The sequence below is a fragment of the Streptomyces sp. NPDC050509 genome, from assembly GCF_044457965.1.
In the GTDB taxonomy this organism is placed as follows: Bacteria; Actinomycetota; Actinomycetes; order Streptomycetales; family Streptomycetaceae; genus Streptomyces.
On the sequence record NZ_JBITHL010000019.1, the window covers coordinates 24,162 to 45,818 of the forward strand.

The window sequence follows — 21,657 nt, forward strand, 5'->3', positions numbered from 1 at the left end:
ATGCCCGACTGGAACACCCGGCTGGAAGTGAAACTCGGTGGCCGGACCATCACGCCGATCACCAACTTCTCCCCTTCGTTCAACGTCCCGCACACGGTCATCCACAGCCTGGAGGCCGACGGCGTCGGCTATGTCCGCCAGCCCTTCACCTTCACCTTCACGCTGACCGTCCCCGCGATCGCCTCCGCCGTCGCCGAGCTGACCGAACTCGCGGTCAAGGGTGGCGAGTTCGCCATCGCCGTGGCCGAGAAGAAGGGCACCGACTGGGCGTTCTCCTCGCTCAAGTTCGGCCGCTGCGTGGTCAACGCCGCCCAGCCGAGCAACGTCACCGTCGACGGCGTCCCGCAGGCCACCTTCACCTGCATGGCGCTCAACGTCGGCGTGGAGGAGTGATCGTGGCTGCCTCGGACGAGCCCGGCGGCGACCCCGGTGACGCCGGCGCCGGCGCGGCCCGGGTGGAGCGGACCGGCATCGCGCTCGTCCACGAGGGCGAGTACGTCCTGCCCGCGCCGGGCAGCGAGGCCGTCGTCACCCACCACGCGGGCGGCGGCACCGTCGTCCACTACCACTTCCCCGTGGAGGTGGAGGTCGTCGGCACCCTCCAGGACCACCACCTGCGGCGGATCGCCGACCACGTCTTCGACGCGCTCGACAGCGAACTCGGCAGCCGGGGGTGAACCGTGGCGGACAAGGTGCTCGTCGGCGCGATCCCGCTCCTGTACGTGCAGAGCATCACCCTCAGCGAGGGCTACCGTGTCGAGCGGATCCTGGGCAGCCGGTTCGCTCAGGCCACCCAGCCGTCCACGAAGACGATCGCCATCGAGGCGCTGCTGCTCGGCCCCGACCGGCTCGCCGTCAAGAAGGCCCTGGAGGTCCTGGCGCTCACCTCGCGGGCCCTGCTCTCCGCGGCCGGGCCGGCCCTCGCGGCCAGCGGCATCCCCGTCGTGTGCGGGCTCACGCTCAGCCTCGACATGCAGATCACCGACCTGCGCTTCGCGCAGAGCGTGCAGAAACGCGACGCGTTCGACGTGTCGCTGACGCTCCAGCACGTGCCGCGGTCGAGCCTGACGGCGCTGCTCGGCGAGGCCGCCGACCTGGCCCTCGCCGCAGGCAGCGCCCCCGTCCCCTCCGTACCCGCGCCCGGCCCCGTACCCCGGGCCCCTGGCCCGCCCCTGGGCTGAGCCCCGGAACACCCTGACCCTCGACCATCCGAGAGGAGGCCCCGTGCAAGCAAGCCTGCCCGTCGACGCCGACGAGGGCTTCCCGCAGTCCTTCCGGCTGCGCTTCGGTGACCGCGTCCACCGGATCGAGCTGTACGTCAACGCCACCGAGGACACCGTGGCCCGTGGCGGCCTCCTCGACCTGCTCGGCACCGGGCCGTTCCTCGTCGTCGCCGTCCACCGCGAGGGCCCCGCCGACCTCGTCCCGCTGCTGCGCCGCAAGGCCGTACGCGACCTGCCCTGCCCGGCCGGCGATTTCAGCATCGTCTTCAAGGAGGCCGTCGTCGACGTCCGCAACCTCAACGGCACCGGCAGCTACGGCTCCCGGATCCGCGCGGGGGTGTCCGCCCGATGAGCTTCGCCATCCGCTACAGCGTCACCGTCGACGAGGACAAGCCTGCCGGCGGCGGACTGCTCGGGGCCGTCGCCGCCACCGCCGGCTCCCTTTTCGGCATCGCCGGACTGCCCCTCGACGTCTCCAACGACATCTTCGGCGGCTCGCTCATCCTCGACGCCGACATCACCGTCACCATGCACGAGGGTGCCCTCGCGAGCACCTTCGAGATCGTCCTCGTCAACCCGCCCGGCGACGCCGTCGAGATGCTCCGCGGCAAGCTCGCCGACCAGGCTCTCAAAGCCACCGTCAAACTCGGCTACTTCGACGCCCCGAGCCTCGGGCGCGAACCCGTCATGGAAGGCCGGGTCGTCAAACTCGCCTCCTGGGTCGGCGAGGACGGCCTGAACCGGGCTCGGCTCACCGGCCAGGACGCCGGCGGCTATGCCCTGCGCATGACCCCGGCCGCCGCATACCGAGCCAGTTCCTGCCACGCCACGGAGTTCGCGGAGAACGTCGTCAAGGCCGCCGGACTCACTCTCGCCGAGGGCTCCGTGCTCCTCGCCGACCTGCAGGACTACACCGTGCGCAACCCCACCGCGCTCGGCGCGCTCCGCGACCTCGCCGCCACCGTCCCCGCCCCCGTCGTCATCCGCGGGAAGCGGGTCCTGGTCGGCCCCGTCGTCGGCTCCGACGACCCCGCGCCCGTCGTCTTCGACCCGGCCGTCAACCTCGTCTCGTACGGTGACGCGCAGGGCGAGGAGAGCATCGTCGTCGCCCCCGGCGAGGAACGCCCGCCCACCCGCACCAGCATGGACCTCGTCGTCCTCGGCCACCCCGGCCTGCGGGCCGGCCAGGTCGCCACCGTGAACAACGTCGACCACGTCCCCGACGGCCCGCTGCGCATCACCCGGGTCGTGCACCGCTTCGGTGTCCGTACCGGTTACGTGTGCGAGGTCAAGCTCGTCGCCGCCGCCGCGGGTGAGTACGTCGAGGCCGGCGACGGCGTCCGCTCCTGCGTCGACCGGATGGAGGCCGGCGCCGAACGGCAGCGCCTCGCCCGCCCGGCCGTCGATGTCGGCCAGGTCACCGCCTACAGGTCCGCCGGTCACCAGGTCTCCCTCGCGTACGGGCAGGACCCGCCGCCCGCCATGAGCATGCCCAGCGTGCAGGGGGGCGTGGAGGACGATGTCCCCCTCCTCGACAAACCCGTCGCCGCGCCCTTCGCCTTCGGCCCCTGCGGTCTGATGACCCCCGTCTACCCCGGCATGCGCGCCCTGCTCGCGCACAACCGCGGCCTCGTCAACGACGCCGTCGTCGTCGGCTACCTCTGGCCGCGCACCCCCGGCGCCCGCGCCCCCTCGCCGGAACCCGGCGACCACTGGCTCGCCCTGCCCACCGGACTCGGCTCGGACGGACGGCCCTTCGGCCCCGGCGTCAACGACCTCACCGACGCCAAGGGCGGCCGGATCGTCCAGGCCCGCGGCCTCCGCGTCAGCGTCGGCACCACGACCCTCCCGCAGGTCGGTGTCCGGCCCACCCCGCCGGGCGACGACACCCTCACCATCGAGCACCACACCGGCACCACCATCGCCATCGACACCACCGGAGCGGTCACCGTGAGCACGAAGGGAAGCAGGATCAGTCTCACCAACGGGGCCGTGAGCCTGTCCCTCGACGGCCCCTCCGTGGAGGTGAAGTGATGCCCTGTGTCCTCACCACCTCCTCCGTGATCCGCTGCGCGCACCAGGGCACCTTCCTCGTCACCGCCTCCCAGCACGCCCTGACCGTCGGCGGGAACCCCGTCCTCCTCGTCAGCGACCTGCTCACCGCCACCGTCCCCGACTGCAAGAACATCGACGCCAGCAAGAGCCAACTGCCCTGCGTGAAGATCACGGCGGTCAGCACCGGCGCCAGCCGGCTGCTCTCCGTCCACGGCAGCCCCGTCGCCCTCGACACCGCCAAGGGCACCACCCAGGCCAGCCCCGTCCTCCCCGTGGCCTGGCAGGTCGCCTCCGCCGGCCAGACCCGGCTGAGCACCGACTGAAGGACTGAAGGAGCGCACCGACCGCCATGAACGCCCCGGAACCCCTCGGATACAGCCTGCTTCTCGACGACGGCGACCTCGTCGTCCGCGGCACCGGCCTCGCCGAGGTGCACGGCCTCGCCAACCTCGTCCAGGCCCTCACCCTGCGGCTGCTCACCCCGTACGGCACCGACCGCTGCGACCACCGGTACGGGCTGAGCGCCGGCGCGGCCTTCGGGCACCCCGGCGGGAAGAGCGCCCTCCAGGACCTGCTGCGCCTGGAGATCGTCCGCACCCTCGCCGCCGACCCGCGCGTCCACGAGGTCGTCGATGTCGCCTTCGCCGAGGAAGGGCCCGACAAGCCCGGCGCACCCCGCCCCCGGGTGCTGTCCGTGCGCGTCCTCGTCGAGGCCGTCGACGGCCGCACCACCGCTCTCACCGCCGAAGTGGAGGTGTGAACCATGACGTTCGGTGTCACCGACGAAGGCTTTGTCCTCAAAGGCTTCGACGTGATCCTCGCCGAGAGCAGGACCCGCACCCTGGCCGCCCTCGGGCAGAACCTCGACCTGTCGCCCACCAGCCCGCTCGGCAAACTCCTGGAGGTCGGCGCCCAGGAGGACGCCGAGCTGTGGAAGGCGCTGGAGGACCTGTACTACGCGCAGTTCCCCGCCACCGCCACCGGCGCCTCCCTCGACCTGCTCGGTGACGACGCCGGACTGCCCCGGCAGGGCGGCCGCCGCGGCGGCGACGTCACCCTCACCCTCGGTGGCAGCGCCCCCGGCCGCACCTACGTGGTGCCTCAGGGGACCATCCTGCTGACCACCGGGCCCGACGTCCGGGCCTTCGCCACCACAGCCCCCGTCGAACTCGCCGCCGGGGCCCCGTCCCGTACCGTACGGGTCCTCGCCCTCGAACCGGGCGACGCCGAGGTGCCCGCGGCCGCCGTGAACGACGTCCACCCCGACGACCGCGCCCAGTACCTCGCCGACTGGGCGCCCGCCACCCTCACCGTCGGCAACGCCGGCCCCCTCACCGAACTCGTGACCGAGGACGACGACGCCTACCGGGCCCGGCTCATCGCCCTGCCGTACGCCCTGTGGACCCCGGACGCCGTCCAGCAGGCCGCGCTGCGCGTGCCCGACGTCATCGACGCCCGGGTCTCCGACCCGTTCGGCGGCATCGACGTCTCCCAGGCGTACTTCGGCAGCTTCGACTTCGGCGGCCGCACCTTCACCGAGGATCGCCGCATCGGTGAGCCCTACTTCGCCGAGGTCGCCGTCGCCCACCGCGGCCTGCGCCCCTGGGACACCCGGACCGGCCCCGGCGGGGTGACCGTGACCGGCGTCCACGACCTCGTCGCCCAGGAGGTCGACCGGGTCCGGCCCATCGGCATCCACGTCAACGTCGTCGAGGCCGACCACATCGACATCGCCGTCCGCGCCGAGATCGTCCTCATCCACGGCTTCGACAGCGGCCCCGTCATCGACCGCATCCGGGCCCGGCTCGCCGCCGAGATCGGCCGGCTCCGGCTCGGCGACGACGTGCTGTACGCCCGGGTGATGTGCGCCGTCGTCGATCAGCCCGGCGTCCAGGACGTCCGCCGGCTCCATCTGCGGCGCTGCCCGCCCGCGTTCGGCCGCTTCGGCTTCGGCGGGGTGCCCTACCAGCTCGCCACCGTCGAGGCCGCCGTCGGCGAGAGCCTCGCCATGGGCCCCACCGAGATGGCCGTCTTCGCCACCGATCCCGCCCTCAGCAGCATCGAGGTGGCCAACCCGTGACCACCGCCACCGACGACCCGACCGCCGCGCCCGAACGGCCCCGCCTCGCCGTCGCCGACATGGCGGCCCGGCTCACCGTGCCCTTCGCCCGCGGGTCCGACCAGTTCCACCTCACCGTACGGGGCACGGGCATCGACGCGTACACCTTCGACCTGCACCGCGCCCAGTTCGGCGGCGTCCCGGAACCTCTCTACATCCTCCAGGCCCGGCAGGAGATCAGTGCCACCACCGTCACCCTCACCGTCACCGGCGGTGACACCTTCGACGTCACGCTGCTCGACGGCCTCGTCGCCGGCACCTCCGTCCCCCTGCCCACCCCCATGGGCTTCCTGACAGGCATTCGGTCCACCGGCCTCGCCGGACCGCAGGAGGACTACTGGCGGATCACCGTGCTGCTCGGCACCACGGCCCGCCTGCTGTGGGCCGTCGGCTGGGAACGCGACCACCTGCGCGGACAGATCGCCCGCACCCTCGGCGTGCGCGGCGTCAAAAACGCGGGAGGCATCCAACTGGACCACATCGGTGCCGGACTCGGCGTCGTCCGCTCCCCGGGAGAGACCGACGACGCCTACAAGCGCCGGCTCACCGTCGCTCGCCGCTGGACCCTGCCCACCCCGGCCGGACTCGCCGCCGCCCTCAACGACGCCGTGGGACGCGTCGACGGCAAGGAGAACCCGTTCGTCGTCGAGGACACCGACGCCGAACTCCGCCGCGGCCTGCTGCCCTTGCGGATCGTCCCCGGCACCGTCCTCGCCGGCCGCAGCATCGACATCCGCGGATCCGTCGGCGTGCTCGGCATCGACCTGGCTCCGCCCGACGCCGACGATCCCTTCCACCCCGACCTCCTCGTCACCCTCGACCCCGCCCACGCCGATACCGACCCGCCCGCCGGACCTGACGCCGACCCCCGTAAGGTCCAGCCGGGCGTCGCCGCCGCCCTCGGCCGGCTCGCCCCCCTGCTCACCGGCCGCGTCCGGGTCCGCGCCGGCTACGACCCGCACGCCGCCGACGCCCGCGCCACCGGCCGCGCCGTCCTCCTCAGCCACCCGGCCACCGACGCCGGCCGGCTCGCCGCCCTCGCCCACCGGGCCGGCTTCGACCTCGTCACCCACCGCGAGGACGGACTCGTGTACGCCGAGTGCGCCCCCGGCGACCTCCTCGGTATCGGCTTCGGCGAGGGCATCCTTCCCGTCGGCGGCACCCTCGTCCTCACCGCCCTGCCCGCTCCGCCGCCGTCCGACTCCCTCGTCCGCTGGTCCACGGTGCCCTGCGGGGCAGGACGTGCCCAGTTCGCCCCGCCGGCCGGCGCACCCCCAGGACCGCCCGCGTCCACGACCGCCGAAGGCCCCACCGCCACCCTCACCGGCACCGCCGCCGGCCGGCTCGTCGTCGCCGCCGAACTCCGCCTCGCCGGCCTCACCCTCACGGCCTCCCGCGAGATCACCGTCCACCCTGTCACCGTCGCCGACGGCCACGCGATCGGCTCCGACGGTACCCCCGACCCCGACCCGCCACTCGCCGAACCCTCCGGCGACGCCCAGCACCCCGTCTTCCTCGTCCGGCACGACGACCCCGCCCACGTCGACTACGGGGCCGAGCCAGGCAACCACGTGATGCGCCGCGAGACCCTCGAACACCTCGACCGGCTGATCGGCCTCCTGCCCGCAGGCGCCGCCCAGCTCGCCGTCCGGCGGGACCTCGGCGCGGGAGCGAGCGCGCTCGCCGTGGAGGGCAGGGAACTGCGCCTGGCCCACCCGGGTCTGGCAGCCGGCCCGCTCGCAGCGCTCGCCCACCGGGCCGGCTTCACCCACGTCCGGGTCGCGGGTACCACCGTGATCGTCTCCCAGGCCGCCCAGGACCCCGTACGGGTCACCGCCCCGGGCCTGTCCGACGGCGTCCTGGAGACCGGCGCCACCACGATCCTGGCCGTCGCCCCCACCGCCGCCGAGGTCGGCGCCGCCGGCGTGCTCGTCTGGTCCACCGGCGACGGCGCCGCCTCGCTCCTGACCACCGGCCCCGGCGAGATGTCGGTACGGGGTGAACGCCCCGGCCCCGCCTGGGTGCAGGCCGCCTACCGCATCGGCGACAAGCCCGGTCCGTACCAGATGACCGTACGACTGCGCGACGAACTCGCCGGCCACACCCTGACCCCCGCCACCCACGCGCTCGTCGTGAACCTCCTCGCAGGCCTGCGCCCCCTGGGCGTCGAGGTCGTCACCCGCACCCTCACCGGAGGCAGTCCGTGACCGACATCAGCTTCGTCCCCACCTTCAAACACCTCGCCTGGGTGGACAATCGCGACCGGGTCGCGGCCGGCGGACAGAACGGTTTCAACGTCCGCTTCGACGCCATCCAGAAGGACCTGGAGAAACTGTCCACGGTAGTCGGCGATATCGACACCAGCATCAAGACGGCCGGCCAGCACCCCGCCGTGCCGCGCCTGCTCTCCCTCGCCCCCGCTTTCGTGGCCCTCCCGCCCAGCACGGCCTGGAGCCTGAACCGTTACGGCGTCGCCGTCCGCCACGCCACGAGCGACTCCGACGTCACCGGGCTCCTGAACGTCGCCCCGCCCGACGGCGCCAGACTGGTCAACTTCCGTGCGACCGGCCAGAACTCCGGCGCCGGCAGCCTCGCCATCACCCTCTTCCGTTCCCCGCTCACCGGCACCAGCAGCCGCGAACCCCTCGCCCAGATCACGGCCACCGGTACCTTCGGCGACCCCGTCGGCATCACCCCGGGCAAGGACAAGGTCGAGATGACTGCCTTCCGCTACTTCGTCACGGCGACGCTCACCGGTGCCGTTGACGGCGACAGCATCGACATCACCAGCGTCCAGCTCACCTACATCGCCGACTGAAAGGGACCCCTCATGACCGGAAACCTCTTCCTCTCCATGGACTTCGGCCTGAACACGCCGGAGCAGCCGGGAACCGACGACGGCACCAACCGCCCCTGGCTGGGCGACAGGCCCATCTGGTACTCCAACAACAGCATCCGGCTCGACCCGGGCGTCGACATCGCCACCATCGGCCAGCCGACCCACATCGAGGTCCGGGTCAGCAACAAGGGCGAGCAGGTGATGAAGTACGTCACGGTCGAGGCATGGTTCTTCATCCCCGGCATCGGCGCCATGAAACCGCCGGGTGCGTTCCACACCTTCGTCTCCGGGCTGTCCGACGTCCCGGCCGGCGGCTCGACCGTGTTCACCTGTGACACCGATCCGGTGTGGGTCCCCAGCGATACCGACCTGGCGAAGACCAACGGCGGTCACGCGTGCATCATCGCCAACTGCTTCCAGAGCGACGAGTTCGTCGCCGACCCCGAGGGCACACCCGTCGACGTCGACCAGCCCGTCGCCCCCAACGGCGACCAGCACCAGGGTCAGCGCAACATCCAGCTCATCAAGGTCAAGAAGGCCGCCGCGTCCGCCCCGCAGTGGGTCGACTACACCACCTACCCGCCAACCGACAGCGGTCACCACGAGTACCTGGTCAACGCCACCCACGTGAACCCCCGGATGGAGCGGTTCGACCCCACCACCGAGTCCGTCCTCGCGAGCCAGGAGGGCGTCGAGACCGGCGTGAACGGCGGAAGCGGACTCAACCTGATCACCTCCGGGGGCCCCGTCGAGATCAGGCCCGCCACCGATCCGCCCACCTTCGAACTGCGCACCGAGGGCCTGCCGAGGGAGCTCGGCACCCGGTTCCGTTTCGAAGAGGACCGCGCCGACCAGATCGACTCCGAGATGATGGTCCAACTGCCCCCGGACGCCGAGGTCGGCAGCCTGCACAGCTTCGACCTCGGCATGTGGGCAGAGGACGACGAGCTGGTCGGATCCGGCATGCACGTGCTGGTCCTGGTCACCGAGTAGTCCGGGGCCGGACCGTCGTGGAGACCAGGGAAATCCATGTCCGGGTGCCGGTGAGGATCCGCCTCACCGGCGACCCGGGCCCCGCCGAACTGGCCGCGCTGACCCGCCGCCTCACCGCACTGGTCACCGCCCGGCTCGCCGCCGCCGACCGCGAACTCGCCCGCGCCCAGCGCCCCTTGGCGTCCCCGGGGGTGGCGGTGGAGGCCCGCGAGCCGTACGACCCGGCCCGGGACGCGGGCCCCGGCTACGGCCTCCCCTCGTACGCGGGCGACGGCCGGCCCGCACAGGTGCCGGTCCGAGGCCGCGCCGAATCCCCTTGGACCGTGGTGCGCACCGGCCGCGCCGGGCTCCCCGTCGAACGGTTCCTCGCGTACGTCGAGGAGGTGCTGCACACGCCCTTCCCGCAGGCCGTGCTCTACACCGCCCTCACCGGCACCAGCCGCCCCGTCGACGTCTGGCTCGTCCGCGTCGACCGGCCCTACGTCCCTGACGAACTCGGCCAGGAAATCCTGGCCAGGGCCGCCGCCGGCGCCCGCCCCGAACACGGTCCGCGCACCGAACCCGCCTGGGTGCTCACCGGCTCCGAAGAGGCACTGCACCGGCTTGTCGAGGCCGATGAGGACGGCACCCTCGCCCCGCGTGTCCGCGGTGTGCCGCCCGGCCACGTCCTGTTCGTCTTCATGCATCTGCCGCGCGTCGACCTCACCGACGTCGCCGTGCCAGGACCCGGGCTGTCCCTCACCATGACCGTGCGCGAGGCCGGCTTCTGCGTCGACCCCGAGGTCTTCGCCCGGGCCGTCGGTGTCCCCTGGAGCCGCTACGCCGAGGAGTTCGCCGACGACGCCGTCACCGTCTGGACCCAGCCCGCCGTGCTGCGCCCCGCCTCCACCCTCGCCGGCGCCGACGAGGACACCCGGCACGAGGCCCTGTTCCTCCTCTTCGACCGGCACGCCGGCAGCGGCAGCCCGCGCCACGAACCCGCCGCCCGGCTCTTCGTCGCCGACGACACCCACCTGCCCGGACTGCCCGAGACCGTCCGGCGGCAGAGCACCTGGCCGCCCGGCGAAGCGGGCGTCCGGGTCCTCTACTGCCGCGCCGACCTCGACCTCGCCCCCGAACGCCTCGGCGCCGCGATCTTCCGCCCCGTCGCCCGGCAGATGGCCGCCGCCCTCGTCGCGCGCCTCGGCGACGAGGGCTTCGGCGACCTGCTCGACCGCGTCCTCGACGAGGCCGCCCCCCACGCCCGCGGTCGCTTCGGCAGCCTCTTCGGCCATGTCCTCGCCGTCCTCGAACAGGACGGAAAACTCGGCGAGTTCTTCGACGCGGCCGACGCCACCGGCCGGTTCGCCCTGCGCCTGAGTCTGCTTCAGCAGTGCGAGGCCACCCCGTACGCCCGCCACCCACGTGTAGGAGCCCTGCGCGCCGCCCTCACCGAGGAGCGCCGCGCCACCACCGCCAACGCCTACACCGCCGGCGGCCCCGGACAGGGCGAGATCCAGCTCCACCACGACCCCACGGCCACCGTCCCCGTGGGCGGCCTCCTCGGCGACGCCGACCCGATCTACACCAAGCGGGCCGATGCCATGCGCCCCAAGCCAGGCAAGGCCGAGGCGCTGCGGGCCGAACTCCTCGCCCAGCGACAGAAGCTGGTCGCCGACCTCCTCGCCGGACGGGAGCAACGCGACTACAGCGAGGGGGAGTTCGCCAACGAGGTCATCCAGCGGGCCGCTCGCGCCGCGCATGTCACCGCCGACGACTTCGAGAAGATCCAGGTCGAGTACGGCATCCGGCTCCTGGAGGTCGTCGCCGCCGAGCACAGCGGGCTCCCGTCCTACAACGTCACGTACGAGATCGTCTCGCGCACGCTGGGCGGCGGCGCCCCCTGGGGCACGGCCGCCGGACCGCTCATCGAGGGCGTCGGCGAGTTCGAGGCCCGGCTGGTGCAGTGGCGCCTCGGCCGCCACGGCGAGGTCTTCCAGGCCATCCACTTCGCCGTGCTCGTCGTGCTCGTCGTCGGCGGCATCGCCATCGTCTTGGAGGCCGGCATCGTCGGCCTGCTCATCGAACTCGGCGGCGGCGGAACGGCGGTGGGCATCGGCATCGGCCTCTCCGAGACGGCCTATCTCCTGAAGGTGCTGCTCGGCCAGGAGGAGGCGAGCCTCGGCGGCTTCGTCCTGGCCGCGGTCGACGGCTATCTCGGCGCCGTCGGCTTCCGCGTCGGCGCCGGACTGGGCGGCTGGGCCGGCGGCCGTATCGGCACCGCCACCCTGCGCGGCCGGGTCACCTCCTGGCTCACCACCAAGCTCATCACCGGCGCCGTCGGCGGCGCCGCCACCGCCGGCCTGGAGACCCTCGCCCACGACGTCGTCTCCGTCGCCTTCCAGGACGGGCAGTGGAGGGGCATCGCCACCTATGTGCGCCGCATGGAGTACGGGGCCGTGGTCGGCATCATCGCCGAGTTCACCGTCGTTCCCTTCCTGCGCGCCCTCCTCAAACGCGCCGCGCCGACCCTCGTGCGCGCCGCCCTCCTCACCCAACTCCTGCGCGAGGAAGGCGTGTCGGCCCAACGCTGGGCGGAGGCCATGGCCCACACCCGTGAGCGCATGGAGCAGACCCTCGTCCGGACCGTCGCCGCACCGGAGGCGCGCGCCTGGACCACCGCCCTGACCGAACGCGTCGACGAGGCCGCGCAGGAGCTCGGCCCCGCGCCCCGGGCGGGCGCGGGCCCGCACCCAGGGCCCGAACCGGCCGGCACCGCACCCGTGGTCGAGGGCGCCGCCGCGCGCCCGCGCCCCGGCCCCGCCACCCGCTGGCAGACCCGGGAACAGCTTGAACAGGCGGCCCTGAGAGACCCGGAGGCGGGCCTCGACCGGGCCTGGTACGAGAACGCGAACGAAGCCCAGTTGCGTGCCCGCGAGGCCCGCGACCCGGTCGCCAAGGAGTACCTGGACGAGCGGTGGGGCGGCACCCGGCGCCCGTTCCAGCCCGACCGGCCCAGCGACCCCGCCCTCCAGGAACGGCTCCGCGCCGACCTGCGCGAGGCGCGCGCCGCCGTCGAGGCCGAGCGGCGCAGCCTGGAACAGGAGGGGCTGCGCGAACCCGGCACGCGCGAACCCGGCGGCTTCGAGACCCGTGACACCCGCGCCGGGCGGCAGGGCGTGCCGCCGACCGCCAAGTCCGCCGCCGCCTACGAGGGCACGGTCGCCGTCGCCCGCACCGACATCCCGGCCCTGGCCGGCGAGCGTTTCTCCGGCGGCTCGCCGCGCGCCCTCGGCTCGTACGACCCCACGCACGAGATCCGGCCGCCGGAGAACGTGGTCGTACCACAGGCCCACGGCCACGCCGAGCAGGACCTCGGCCAGCAGCTCGACGCCCGCCTGAACGCCCTCACTCCGGCCGAGCGGGAGGCGGCGCGAGGCCACACCGTGTTCATCCGCGTCGACCAGGAGGTCTGTTCGATCTGCGCGGCCGCCCTGGGCGGCGGCCCGCGCGCCGGAGTCCTGGCCCGGCTCAGCGCCCGCCACCCCGACCTCGTCTTCGAGGTCACCGCGGATGACACCAGCGCTGTCTACCGGATCGTCGGCGGCAGGAGGGTCCGATGAGCCGGCCCGCGAGCACGGGGCCCGGCGGTGGTGGGGCGGGCACCCCGTACCCCTGCCGTTACCACCTGCCCGAGAGCCTCCCGAGGCCCGTCGGGCTCTCCCCGGACACCGCCCGGCTGCTCGGCATCGCCGTCCGGCAGGCCCTTGACGACGCCGTCCGCGCCGCCGAGGCCCGCCGGAACGCGCCGGAGACTCTCACCGGGCCCGCCTCCGGTTCCGCAGGGCAGGGGAGCTCGTCGGGCGAGCAGGCCGTCGGTGCGTATCCGGTGCCCAGCTACGACGACCTGGGCCGCCCGGTCGCCCTGCCGCTCGTACGGGCCTCCGGCCAGGGCGGCGGCCCCGTCGCCACGGGACGCCCGGCGGGCGGGATCGGCGCCGGCGCGGGCCCGGCCGGCGGCGGCCGTGACCTCGGCCGCGGCCCCGGTACCCGTCCCGAGCCGACTCCCACGCCGCCCAAGGCATGGACCCCGCAGGCCCTGGAGGCTCTGCGCGCCCAGTTGGGCCACGGCTACCGCAACGCGGTGATCGGCCGGATCTCCGCGGACAGCCTCGTCGTCGGCGAGCAGAGCATCCGGCTCGTGCCCGCCCTCGGCGACGGCGCCGACCGGGAGCGGACCGTCGCCGCCCGGATCGGCGACGGCGCCTTCTACCTCGACCCGATCCCGCGCGACCGGTTCACGTTGCTGGCCGCCGCCGTGCCCGGCGCGGGCTACGCCGTGCACCGGGTCGGTGCCGACGGGCGCCGCCAGGACACCGGGCTTCGCGTGCTCACCTGGAACACTGCCACCGTCCCGGCCGGCATCCTCGCGTACACCAGCGACCTCACCACCCTCCGCGAGATCACCATCGTCGGCCGCAAGCCCGGCGCCCCACGCGCTGCGGCCGCCCGCATCGCCGATGTCCTGCACCACCTCACCCAGGCGCCGGGCTCGGTCGCGGCAACCACCCTCAAGGCGTACCTGCGCGACCTCGACGACGACGAAGTCATGGCCTGCTTCGAGGAATTGCGCAAGCTCGGCCGGCTCGGCGAGACCCTGGCCCTGGTCCGCGTCCGCGAGTTCCGTGCCTACCTCCAGGAACGACACGTGCCCTGGACGTACATCTTCGCCAACTGGGAGCCCAACCTGGCCGACGGAGCAGCCGTGTTCAGCGGTGTGCTGTGGGGAGCGGGCGAGAGCGTCACCGACGTCCTGGAGATCATCGGCATGCTCGCCGGCTCGGTGTTCTCCGAACGGCTCGCCCAGGAACGCCACCAGTTCTGGACGGCGGTCGTCACCGCCGTCCAGCACCCGCTGATCACCGGACAGGAAGGGCTGCGGCAACTCCGCGACACCTTCTGGGAACGCCTTGAGCGGCTGGAGTTCTTCGACGCGGGCCGCTTCCTGGGTCAGCTTGTGGTGGCCGTGATGACCCTGCCCGAGGCCGTCCGCGCGCTGCCCAAGCTGGGCCGGAGCGCCGTCCGGGTCGTCGCCGCCTTCAACCGGATCGGGGTGGCGATGCTCGACCACATCGGGCTCACCCTCAGGGACATGGTCCGCTTCCTGCTCACGGAGCAGCGCGCCTTCGTCACCGAGAACAACATCGTGCTGATGATGAGCGATGGTGACGACATCCTCGCCTCGGGCCCGAAGACGAAGGGCACCGTCGCGATCGCGCACGGCGAGTTCGTCCAGGCGGTCAAGGACGGCACCACTCCCCTCTTCTCCGATACCGAGATCGACACGTGGCTGAAGCGGCTCGACGAACTCCTCAAGCAAGCCGCGAAGTCCGGCGCCACCGAGGCCGGCGCGGCGGGAAAGGCCGTGCTGACCGTGGAGGCACTGGAGGAGCTCGTCGGCGCGGCCCTCGCGGAGCTCGGCGAGGCCCCAGGGAGCGCGACCCTCCCGAACAGCGTGAAGGGCACCAAGCTGCACACCATCTTCAGCCGCCTGGTCAAGGAGCGCTTCGCGTTCAGCGGACTGGAACTCGTCAGCGAGACCAGCCTGCGCTCCTTCGCGAAGCTCCCGGCCGAGCTCCTGGACCTGCCGATCGAGGCCTATGTGAAGCGGACCCCGGGCCTGATGCCGTACGAGCGGCAACTGACCCCGCTGTTCCGGGGCGAGGGCGGCAAGGTCCGGCTGATCGGCGACCTCAGGCCCGACCTCGTCGTCCGGGCGCCGGGCGAACTGGTCGTGTTCGACCTGACCAGTGTCGAGCGTGCCCGGCACCTGGCGAAGGACATCCTGTACACCCATCTGCTGAGCGCGTCGGGGGAGATCGTCCGGGTCGGCGAGACGTACTGGCGCCACTTCGGCAAGACCACGGCCGAGATCGAGTCCCTCTACCCGAAGGAGGTACGGGCGGCCCGCAAGCAGGCTGAACTCGCCCGGCGCCTCAAGGCCCTGCACGACGCGAAGAAGGGCACCCCTCCCTGAACGCCTGAGTCCTGAACGCCTGAGTCCTGAACGCCGGCCGACGTCGACGCGTTCGGCGTGCCACTGGACGTGACCGACGAGGCGAGCGTGACCGCCGCCGCACGGCTGATCGAGGAACGGCGGGCCGCGGTGCCCTGTCGAGGACTGCTCGGGCGCGCCTCGCCCGGGGTCCGCGGGGGCCTGACTCCGGCACGCCCGCTTCAGGTACGTGGACGTACCGAGGTCGCGCGAGTGGGGCCGTCGGGGCGGACCGTGATGCCGAACAGCGTCTTCGCCGGGGTGGCGGAGAAGGCCAAGGTGTGGGCCGGCAGCAGGTGTTCGAGGAGGACGGTCGATTCGCGGAGCGCGAACTGGAGACCGAGGCAGGCGCGAGGACCGATACCGAAGGGGAAGTAGGCCCCCGGGTGGGCGGGCCTGCCGCCGGGGGCGGTGAAGCGCTCGGGGGCGAAGTGCTCCGGGTCCGGCCACAGTTCGGGGTCGCGGTGGGTGAGGTACGGGCAGACCAGGATGTCGGTCCCCGCCTCGACGGTGTACCCGGCGAGGGTGTCGTCCTCGGGGGCGTGGCGCGGCAGGATCCAGGCGGACGGGTAGAGCCGGAGCGTCTCGTGGACCAGGGCCTGAACGGCCTGGCGACGCTGCTCCGAGCCCTCGCCGCCGGTGGCGAGGGCTTGTTCGCGGGCGGCGGGGTGCCGGTCGAGGAGCAGATAGAGCCAGGTCAGGGTGGTGGCGGTGGTCTCGTGCCCGGCCACCAGCAGCGTCACCATCTCGTCGCGGATCAGCCGGTCGGTGTACTCGGGGCGCTCGGCGGCGGCGTCGGTCAGAACGTGCAGAAGGCCGGGCCCGTCGGGACCGGCCACCCCGCCGCGGGCGGCCTCGACGGCCTGCCGGGCGACCGCGTCGATCCGGGCGAGATCGGCGGCGACGGCGTCGCGGGCGTCGGTCACGTCGGCGGGCAGAGTGGGGAGGGCGGTCGCCACGCCGGCCACGGCCTCCAGTTCGCGCTCGGTCCCGTCGTCCAGAGGGTGTCCGGTGAGGGAGCGCCAGATCGCGTCCAGGGCGAAGCGGCGCATCTCGCGCCCGACGTCGAAGGTCTGTCCGGTACGGGCGTATCCCTCCCAGCGTTCGGCGGTGGTCCGGGCGGCCTCGGTGATCCGGTGTTCGTAGCGGCGCATGCCGGGACCGGTGAACTGGGACTGCAACAGGCGGCGTTGGGACTTCCAGGCCGCACCGGTGGCGGAGAGGACTCCGTCGCCGATCAGCAGTCGGGCGCGGTGGGAGCGCTTGACGTACCGGTCCGGGTGCCGGGCGAGTACGTGCTGTACGGCCCCCGGGTCGGTGACGAGAACGGTAGGGGCCGGCCCGACGCGGAACGCGGCGACGCCGCCGAGCCGCTCGCGCACCTGGGAGAGCAGCTCGACCAGTTCGCCGCCCTCCGACCGCCACCGCCGCACGAGTTCGGGCTCGGCCTCGGGGACGGCTCGTCCCGTTCCGGGGACCTGCGTGAGGGAGTCGGAGGTGGCTTCGGCGTCCATGGTTCCTCTCCTGGTCAACCGTGCTCGGCCCTGACGGAGCAACCGCGCCACGGACTTTACGGGAGGGGGCGGAGCCGCGGGACGCGAACCTTCGAGCCGGGGCAGGAAGGTACGGAGAATCGGCGGCCCGACCCCGGGGAGCGATCTCGGTCAGCCCAGGAAGCTCAGGCGAACCTGGCGGTCGGGGTTGTCCCTGTTCGTGTCGACCAGGCAGACCGACTGCCAGGTCCCCAGTTCCAGTCGCCCCGCGACCACCGGCAGCGTCGCGTGGGGCGGTACGAGGGCGGGGAGGACGTGGTCCCTGCCGTGGCCCGGGGTGCCGTGGCGGTGGTGCCAGCGGTCGTCGGCGGGGAGCAGGGTGTGCAGGGCCGCGAGGAGGTCGTCGTCGCTGCCCGCGCCCGTTTCGATGACCGCCACCCCCGCGGTGGCGTGCGGCACGAAGAGGTTCAGGAGGCCGTCCCGGCCCGCCGCCGTCTCCCGGAGGAATTCCGCGCAGGCGTGGGTCAGATCGGTCACCGTCTCCTCGGTGCCGGTGGCGAGACGCAGGACTCTGGTGGTGAACGCGTGAGACATACGTCCATCTTGCCGACCGCCAGACGGAAGCGCGCGTCCGCGTGGCGAGACGGCATTGACCGGGTCCGGAACATCTCGCTACGTTCGGCGACATGTCCCGATCAGCTCTGCTCACCACGCGCGGTCACATCGACCTGCTGCGGGTGGCTTCCGCCGCGTGTTGTCGCGGCTGCTGACCTCTCTTCGGCTCCGGCGCCTTCCTTCCCCGAGCCCCGCGTCTCCCCACCACCCCGTCGTACCCGGCTGACCGTGCCGTAGCACCACTGTGCGCGGACGCCGGGGCGGGGTCCTGACGCCATCCCCCCTCCCTCGCTCTGTCGCTGCCCGTGGAGCCCCCATGACGCTCGATCATGCCCCGCCCGACATATCCCCTGAATCAACTTATCTCCCCCCTGTTCTGGAGGCCGTGACCCCCGTCTCCGCGCACGGTTCACGGCTGCGTACCGTCCCCCGGTGGCTGCGCCGTACGGTCGGGCCGCTGCTGCTTCTGGTCTGCTGGCAGGTGCTCAGCGCGGCGGGGGTGCTGCACCGTGACATCCTCGCCTCGCCCGGCACCATCGCCCGCGCCGCCGGCGATCTGATCGCCGACGGAACCCTGCCCGCCGCCATGGGGGTCTCGCTCCAGCGTGTCGCCGCGGGGCTGTTGCTCGGCGGGGTGATCGGGGTCTCCCTCGCCCTGGTGTCGGGGCTCTCCCGGCTCGGTGAGGATCTGGTCGACGCCACGGTGCAGATGCTGCGCACCGTCCCCTGGGTCGGTCTGATCCCGCTGTTCATCATCTGGCTCGGCATCGGCGAGGCGCCCAAGATCGCGCTCATCGCGCTCGGGGTCGCCTTCCATCTCTATCTCAACGTGTACGCGGGGATCCGCGGCGTCGACGAACAACTCATCGAGGCGGGCGAGTCGTTGGGGCTCGGCCGCTGGGGGCTGATCCGGCATGTGGTCCTGCCGGGCGCGCTGCCCGGCGCGATGACCGGTCTGCGGTACTCGCTCGCCACCGCCTGGCTCGCGCTGGTCTTCGGCGAGTCGATCAACGCGGACGCCGGTATCGGCTTCCTGATGAACCAGGCCAGGGACTTCTTCCGTACCGACATCATCGTCGTCTGCCTGGTCGTCCACGCCCTGCTCGGCCTGCTCGCCGACGCCGTCGTCCGTACTCTCGAAAGGCTGCTGCTGCAATGGCGACCGACCTTCAAGGGCCAGTGAAAAGCGCGCCGGATCTCGACGGCGCTGCGGCCGTACGGGTCGAGGGGCTGACCCGGTCCTTCGATGGGCGGCCGGTGATCGACCAGCTCGATCTGACCCTGCGGCCAGGGGAGTTCACCGCCCTGCTGGGCCGCAGCGGCTGCGGCAAGTCGACCCTGCTGCGGGTCCTGGCGGGCCTCGACCGGGAGATCGAGGGCACCGTACTCGTACCGAAGCGGCGCGCCGTCGCGTTCCAGGCGCCGCGGCTGATGCCGTGGAAGCGGGTCTGGCGCAATGTGCTGCTCGGTCTGGACGGCAAGCCCGAACGGGCCGTGGCGGAGAGCGCGTTGGCGGAGGTCGGCCTGGGCCACCGGTCGGGCGCCTGGCCCAGGACGCTCTCGGGCGGCGAGGCCCAGCGCGCCTCGCTCGCCAGGGCGCTGGTACGGGAGCCGGATCTGCTGCTGCTCGACGAGCCGTTCGGGGCGCTGGACGCGCTGACCCGGCTCACGGCGCAGCGGCTGGTCGCCGAGTTGTGGCAGCGGCGCGGCTGCGCGGTCCTGCTCGTCACCCATGACGTGGAGGAGGCCCTGCTGCTCGCGGACCGGGCGCTGGTGATGCGGGACGGTGTCATCGCGTACGAGACTCCGGTCGCGCTGGACCCGCCGCGTTCCGTGGGCGATCCGGGTTTCGCGGCTCTCCGCGCCCGGCTGCTCGCCGAGTTGGGGGTCGATGACGTCGGGGATTGATGTCGTCAGGGATCGATGTCGTCGGGGATCGATGACATCGACGACCCCGCCGTCCCCGAAAAACCGTAGCTCCCCCTCCCCCCACCCCCTGAGAGACCGCTCATGAAACGCATTCTGCCCGCAGTCCTGTTGCCCCTCGCCCTGCTGCTCACCGCCTGCTCCGGCGGTTCGTCCGCCGGTGGCTCCGGCGGCGTCGGCGGCTCCACCGACGGGAAGGGGTCGGTGACCCTCAACGTCGGTGACCAGAAGGGCGGTTCCGAGGCGGTCCTGCGGGCCGCCGGTGAACTCGACGATCTGCCCTACAAGGTGAAGTGGTCGACGTTCACCTCCGGTCCGCCGATGCTCGAAGCGGTCAACGCCGGTGCCGTGGACGTCGGTTCGGTCGGCAACACCCCGCCTGTCTTCGCCGCCGGGGCCAAGTCGAAGATCACGATCGTGGGCGCCACGCATGGCGACGCCCGGGGCGAGACCATTCTCGTGCCGAAGGACTCGAAGCTGAGAAAGACGGCCGACCTCCGGGGGAAGACCGTCGCGGTCGCCCAGGGCAGTTCGGCGCACTACCAGTTGATCGCCTCGCTCCGGCGCGCCGGCCTCACCCTCAAGGACATCAAGGTCACCCTGTTGCAGCCGGCCGACGCGCTGGCCGCGTTCGCCGGGGGCAAGGTCGACGCCTGGGCCGTGTGGGACCCGTACACGTCACAGGTGCTCCATGCCGGACAGGGCAAGGTCCTGACGGATGGTCAGGGGGTCGTCAACGGGCTGAACTTCCAGGTCGCCGCGGACGCCGCGCTCAAGAACAAGGCGAAGACGGCGGCGCTCGGTGACTTCATCGACCGGCTGCGCCGCGCCCAGGACTGGGTCTACCGGCATCCGGAGGCGTGGGCGAAGGTCTGGGCGAAGGACACCGGGCTGCCGTACGACGTGGCCCTGGACGCGGTGAAACTGACCTGGGGGACGCGGGTGCCGGTGGCGCTGGACGCCGCGGCGGTGGCTTCCGAGCAGAAGATCGCCGACACCTTCGCCGAGCAGGGGCTCATCCCCCGCCGCTTCGACTTCGCCGACTACCTGGACGGCCGCTTCAACAAGGATCTGCCGCCGTCGACCTCACCCGCGCGCAGCTACGGAAAGGCTTCTTCCCGATGAGCGTTCATCTGCACTGGTTCCTGCCGACCGGGGGCGACGGGCGCACCCTGGTGGACCGTCACGCGTACACCGACGGGGGCATCAAGCGATCGAAGATCACCCCGGTGAGCGGGGTCAGGGCGCCCGACATCGAGTATCTGGCGCAGATCGCCAAGGCCGCCGAGCATCTCGGCTTCGAGGCGGTGCTGACGCCCACCGGCACCTGGTGCGAGGACGCCTGGCTGACGACGATGGCACTCGCGCAGCAGACCGAGCGGCTGAAGTTCCTGGTCGCCTTCCGGCCGGGGCTGATCTCGCCGGTGCTGGCGGCGCAGATGGCGGCCACGTACCAGCGGATCACCCGGGGCAGGCTGCTGCTCAACGTGGTGACCGGCGGCGATGCCACGGAACAGCGGCGCTTCGGCGACCATCTCGACCACGACCGGCGCTACGCCCGGACGGCGGAGTTCCTGTCGGTGGTACGGGGTGCGTGGGAGGGGCGCCCGTACGACTTCGACGGGGAGCACTTCCAGGTGGAGGGCGGGCTGACCGCGCTCCCGCCGGACCCGCTGCCGGACATCTTCTTCGGCGGCTCGTCGGCGGCGGCCGGGCCGGTCGCGGCGGAGCACGCGGATGTCTATCTGACCTGGGGCGAGCCGCCGGCCCAGGTGAAGGAGAAGATCGACTGGATCCGCTCGCTCGCCGAGGAGCGCGGCCGTACGGTCCGGTTCGGCATCCGGATGCACACCATCTCGCGGGACTCCGCGCGCGACGCCTGGGCCACGGCCGACCGGCTGCTGGACGATCTCGACCCCGAGACGGTGGCCGCGGCCCAACGCGCGCTGAGCCGGAGCGAGTCGGCGGGCCAGCAGCGGATGCTCGCCCTGCACGGCGGCTCACGCGACGAGCTGGAGATCTCGCCCAACCTGTGGGCGGGGGTCGGTCTGGTACGAGGTGGGGCGGGCACCGCGCTGGTCGGCAGCCATGCCGAGGTCGCGGACCGGATCGAGGAGTACCACGAACTGGGCATCGAGCACTTCGTGCTCTCCGGCTACCCGCATCTGGAGGAGGCGTACTGGTTCGGGGAGGGAGTGACGCCGGTGCTGGCGGAGCGCGGGCTGCTCGCGCAGGTCCCGGCGTCCCCGCTGCTCGGGGTGGCGGGGGCGGGCGGCACGCGGGCTCCCGGAGACGGGGGCGGGGGCGGCGCGCCGCTGCTGCTGGCCGGGGGCCGCTGAGCCGCCGGGGGCCCGTACGCA

The 21,657-nt window shown here is 72.7% G+C and carries 20 protein-coding genes and 1 pseudogene; 19 read left to right on the plus strand and 2 right to left on the minus strand.

Features of this window, described 5'->3' with window-relative positions; genetic code table 11:
• From ACIBJC_RS36310 to ACIBJC_RS36375, 14 genes and pseudogenes are all read left to right on the plus strand, one after another.
• Positions 1–393, plus strand: coding sequence for a hypothetical protein (locus tag ACIBJC_RS36310; protein ID WP_399300271.1), 393 nt, complete (start codon positions 1–3; stop codon positions 391–393).
• A 2-nt stretch (positions 394–395) separates the two neighbouring features.
• Positions 396–677, plus strand: a complete 282-nt coding sequence (locus ACIBJC_RS36315; RefSeq protein ID WP_399300274.1) for a hypothetical protein — start codon at positions 396–398, stop codon at positions 675–677.
• A gap of 3 nt (positions 678–680) precedes the next feature.
• Positions 681–1,181, plus strand: a complete 501-nt coding sequence (locus ACIBJC_RS36320) for a hypothetical protein (RefSeq protein WP_399300276.1) — start codon at positions 681–683, stop codon at positions 1,179–1,181.
• A gap of 43 nt (positions 1,182–1,224) precedes the next feature.
• Positions 1,225–1,575: a hypothetical protein gene (locus ACIBJC_RS36325; protein WP_399300279.1), complete on the plus strand. Its 351-nt coding sequence runs from the start codon at positions 1,225–1,227 to the stop codon at positions 1,573–1,575.
• Positions 1,572–3,257 carry a hypothetical protein gene (locus tag ACIBJC_RS36330; RefSeq protein ID WP_399300281.1) on the plus strand — a complete coding sequence of 562 codons (1,686 nt, stop codon included), beginning with the start codon at positions 1,572–1,574 and terminating at the stop codon, positions 3,255–3,257. The genes ACIBJC_RS36325 and ACIBJC_RS36330 overlap by 4 nt, the downstream gene beginning before the upstream one ends.
• Entirely contained in the window at positions 3,257–3,601 is a 345-nt protein-coding gene (locus ACIBJC_RS36335; protein WP_399300284.1) for a hypothetical protein, read from the plus strand. Before ACIBJC_RS36330 ends, ACIBJC_RS36335 begins: the two co-directional genes overlap by 1 nt.
• A gap of 26 nt (positions 3,602–3,627) precedes the next feature.
• Positions 3,628–4,038, plus strand: a complete 411-nt coding sequence (locus ACIBJC_RS36340; RefSeq protein WP_399300286.1) for a hypothetical protein — start codon at positions 3,628–3,630, stop codon at positions 4,036–4,038.
• Positions 4,039–4,041: 3 nt separating this feature from the next.
• Positions 4,042–5,358 (plus strand): baseplate J/gp47 family protein, encoded by a 1,317-nt coding sequence (locus ACIBJC_RS36345; RefSeq protein ID WP_399300289.1) that lies wholly within the window; start codon positions 4,042–4,044, stop codon positions 5,356–5,358.
• Complete coding sequence (locus ACIBJC_RS36350) at positions 5,355–7,604, plus strand: hypothetical protein (RefSeq protein ID WP_399300292.1); 2,250 nt, start codon at positions 5,355–5,357, stop codon at positions 7,602–7,604. The genes ACIBJC_RS36345 and ACIBJC_RS36350 overlap by 4 nt, the downstream gene beginning before the upstream one ends.
• Positions 7,601–8,215: a hypothetical protein gene (locus ACIBJC_RS36355; protein WP_399300294.1), complete on the plus strand. Its 615-nt coding sequence runs from the start codon at positions 7,601–7,603 to the stop codon at positions 8,213–8,215. Before ACIBJC_RS36350 ends, ACIBJC_RS36355 begins: the two co-directional genes overlap by 4 nt.
• Positions 8,216–8,227: 12 nt before the next feature.
• Complete coding sequence (locus ACIBJC_RS36360) at positions 8,228–9,229, plus strand: hypothetical protein (protein WP_399300297.1); 1,002 nt, start codon at positions 8,228–8,230, stop codon at positions 9,227–9,229.
• A 17-nt stretch (positions 9,230–9,246) separates the two neighbouring features.
• Positions 9,247–12,831, plus strand: a complete 3,585-nt coding sequence (locus tag ACIBJC_RS36365) for a hypothetical protein (RefSeq protein WP_399300300.1) — start codon at positions 9,247–9,249, stop codon at positions 12,829–12,831.
• Positions 12,828–15,245: a hypothetical protein gene (locus tag ACIBJC_RS36370; RefSeq protein WP_399300302.1), complete on the plus strand. Its 2,418-nt coding sequence runs from the start codon at positions 12,828–12,830 to the stop codon at positions 15,243–15,245. The genes ACIBJC_RS36365 and ACIBJC_RS36370 overlap by 4 nt, the downstream gene beginning before the upstream one ends.
• 36 nt (positions 15,246–15,281) lie before the next feature.
• Positions 15,282–15,365 (plus strand): annotated as a pseudogene (locus ACIBJC_RS36375) (dehydrogenase); the annotation flags it as partial.
• An 80-nt stretch (positions 15,366–15,445) separates the two neighbouring features.
• Here ACIBJC_RS36375 and ACIBJC_RS36380 read toward each other — a convergent pair.
• Positions 15,446–16,777, minus strand: a complete 1,332-nt coding sequence (locus ACIBJC_RS36380) for a cytochrome P450 (protein WP_399300305.1) — start codon at positions 16,775–16,777, stop codon at positions 15,446–15,448.
• A gap of 150 nt (positions 16,778–16,927) precedes the next feature.
• Positions 16,928–17,350 (minus strand): YjbQ family protein, encoded by a 423-nt coding sequence (locus ACIBJC_RS36385; protein ID WP_399300308.1) that lies wholly within the window; start codon positions 17,348–17,350, stop codon positions 16,928–16,930.
• 92 nt (positions 17,351–17,442) lie between these two features.
• On the opposite strand from ACIBJC_RS36385, the gene ACIBJC_RS36390 reads away from it, so the two are divergent.
• The 5 genes from ACIBJC_RS36390 (at position 17,443) to ACIBJC_RS36410 (ending at position 21,636) form a co-directional block, all read left to right on the plus strand.
• Entirely contained in the window at positions 17,443–17,526 is an 84-nt protein-coding gene (locus ACIBJC_RS36390) for a putative leader peptide (RefSeq protein ID WP_398905870.1), read from the plus strand.
• Positions 17,527–17,687: 161 nt separating this feature from the next.
• Positions 17,688–18,554, plus strand: a complete 867-nt coding sequence (locus tag ACIBJC_RS36395; protein ID WP_399300311.1) for an ABC transporter permease — start codon at positions 17,688–17,690, stop codon at positions 18,552–18,554.
• Positions 18,527–19,279, plus strand: coding sequence for an ABC transporter ATP-binding protein (locus ACIBJC_RS36400; RefSeq protein WP_399300314.1), 753 nt, complete (start codon positions 18,527–18,529; stop codon positions 19,277–19,279). Before ACIBJC_RS36395 ends, ACIBJC_RS36400 begins: the two co-directional genes overlap by 28 nt.
• A gap of 102 nt (positions 19,280–19,381) precedes the next feature.
• Positions 19,382–20,422 carry an ABC transporter substrate-binding protein gene (locus ACIBJC_RS36405; RefSeq protein WP_399300318.1) on the plus strand — a complete coding sequence of 347 codons (1,041 nt, stop codon included), beginning with the start codon at positions 19,382–19,384 and terminating at the stop codon, positions 20,420–20,422.
• The gene (locus ACIBJC_RS36410) at positions 20,419–21,636 is read left to right on the plus strand and encodes an LLM class flavin-dependent oxidoreductase (RefSeq protein ID WP_399300320.1); all 1,218 of its coding nucleotides are present in this window, start codon (positions 20,419–20,421) and stop codon (positions 21,634–21,636) included. Before ACIBJC_RS36405 ends, ACIBJC_RS36410 begins: the two co-directional genes overlap by 4 nt.
• Positions 21,637–21,657 lie beyond the last annotated feature (21 nt).

Excerpts from the sequence above, each read along its gene's own strand:
- ACIBJC_RS36345 (WP_399300289.1), top strand. The coding sequence starts at position 4,042 with ATGACGTTCGGTGTCACCGACGAAGGCTTTGTCCTCAAAGGCTTCGAC.
- ACIBJC_RS36385 (WP_399300308.1), bottom strand. The coding sequence starts at position 17,350 with ATGTCTCACGCGTTCACCACCAGAGTCCTGCGTCTCGCCACCGGCACC.
- ACIBJC_RS36340 (WP_399300286.1), top strand. The coding sequence starts at position 3,628 with ATGAACGCCCCGGAACCCCTCGGATACAGCCTGCTTCTCGACGACGGC.
- ACIBJC_RS36380 (WP_399300305.1), bottom strand. The coding sequence starts at position 16,777 with ATGGACGCCGAAGCCACCTCCGACTCCCTCACGCAGGTCCCCGGAACG.
- ACIBJC_RS36335 (WP_399300284.1), top strand. The coding sequence starts at position 3,257 with ATGCCCTGTGTCCTCACCACCTCCTCCGTGATCCGCTGCGCGCACCAG.
- ACIBJC_RS36370 (WP_399300302.1), top strand. The coding sequence starts at position 12,828 with ATGAGCCGGCCCGCGAGCACGGGGCCCGGCGGTGGTGGGGCGGGCACC.
- ACIBJC_RS36400 (WP_399300314.1), top strand. The coding sequence starts at position 18,527 with ATGGCGACCGACCTTCAAGGGCCAGTGAAAAGCGCGCCGGATCTCGAC.
- ACIBJC_RS36410 (WP_399300320.1), top strand. The coding sequence starts at position 20,419 with ATGAGCGTTCATCTGCACTGGTTCCTGCCGACCGGGGGCGACGGGCGC.
- ACIBJC_RS36405 (WP_399300318.1), top strand. The coding sequence starts at position 19,382 with ATGAAACGCATTCTGCCCGCAGTCCTGTTGCCCCTCGCCCTGCTGCTC.
- ACIBJC_RS36330 (WP_399300281.1), top strand. The coding sequence starts at position 1,572 with ATGAGCTTCGCCATCCGCTACAGCGTCACCGTCGACGAGGACAAGCCT.
- ACIBJC_RS36360 (WP_399300297.1), top strand. The coding sequence starts at position 8,228 with ATGACCGGAAACCTCTTCCTCTCCATGGACTTCGGCCTGAACACGCCG.
- ACIBJC_RS36390 (WP_398905870.1), top strand. The coding sequence starts at position 17,443 with ATGTCCCGATCAGCTCTGCTCACCACGCGCGGTCACATCGACCTGCTG.
- ACIBJC_RS36395 (WP_399300311.1), top strand. The coding sequence starts at position 17,688 with ATGACGCTCGATCATGCCCCGCCCGACATATCCCCTGAATCAACTTAT.
- ACIBJC_RS36310 (WP_399300271.1), top strand. The coding sequence starts at position 1 with ATGCCCGACTGGAACACCCGGCTGGAAGTGAAACTCGGTGGCCGGACC.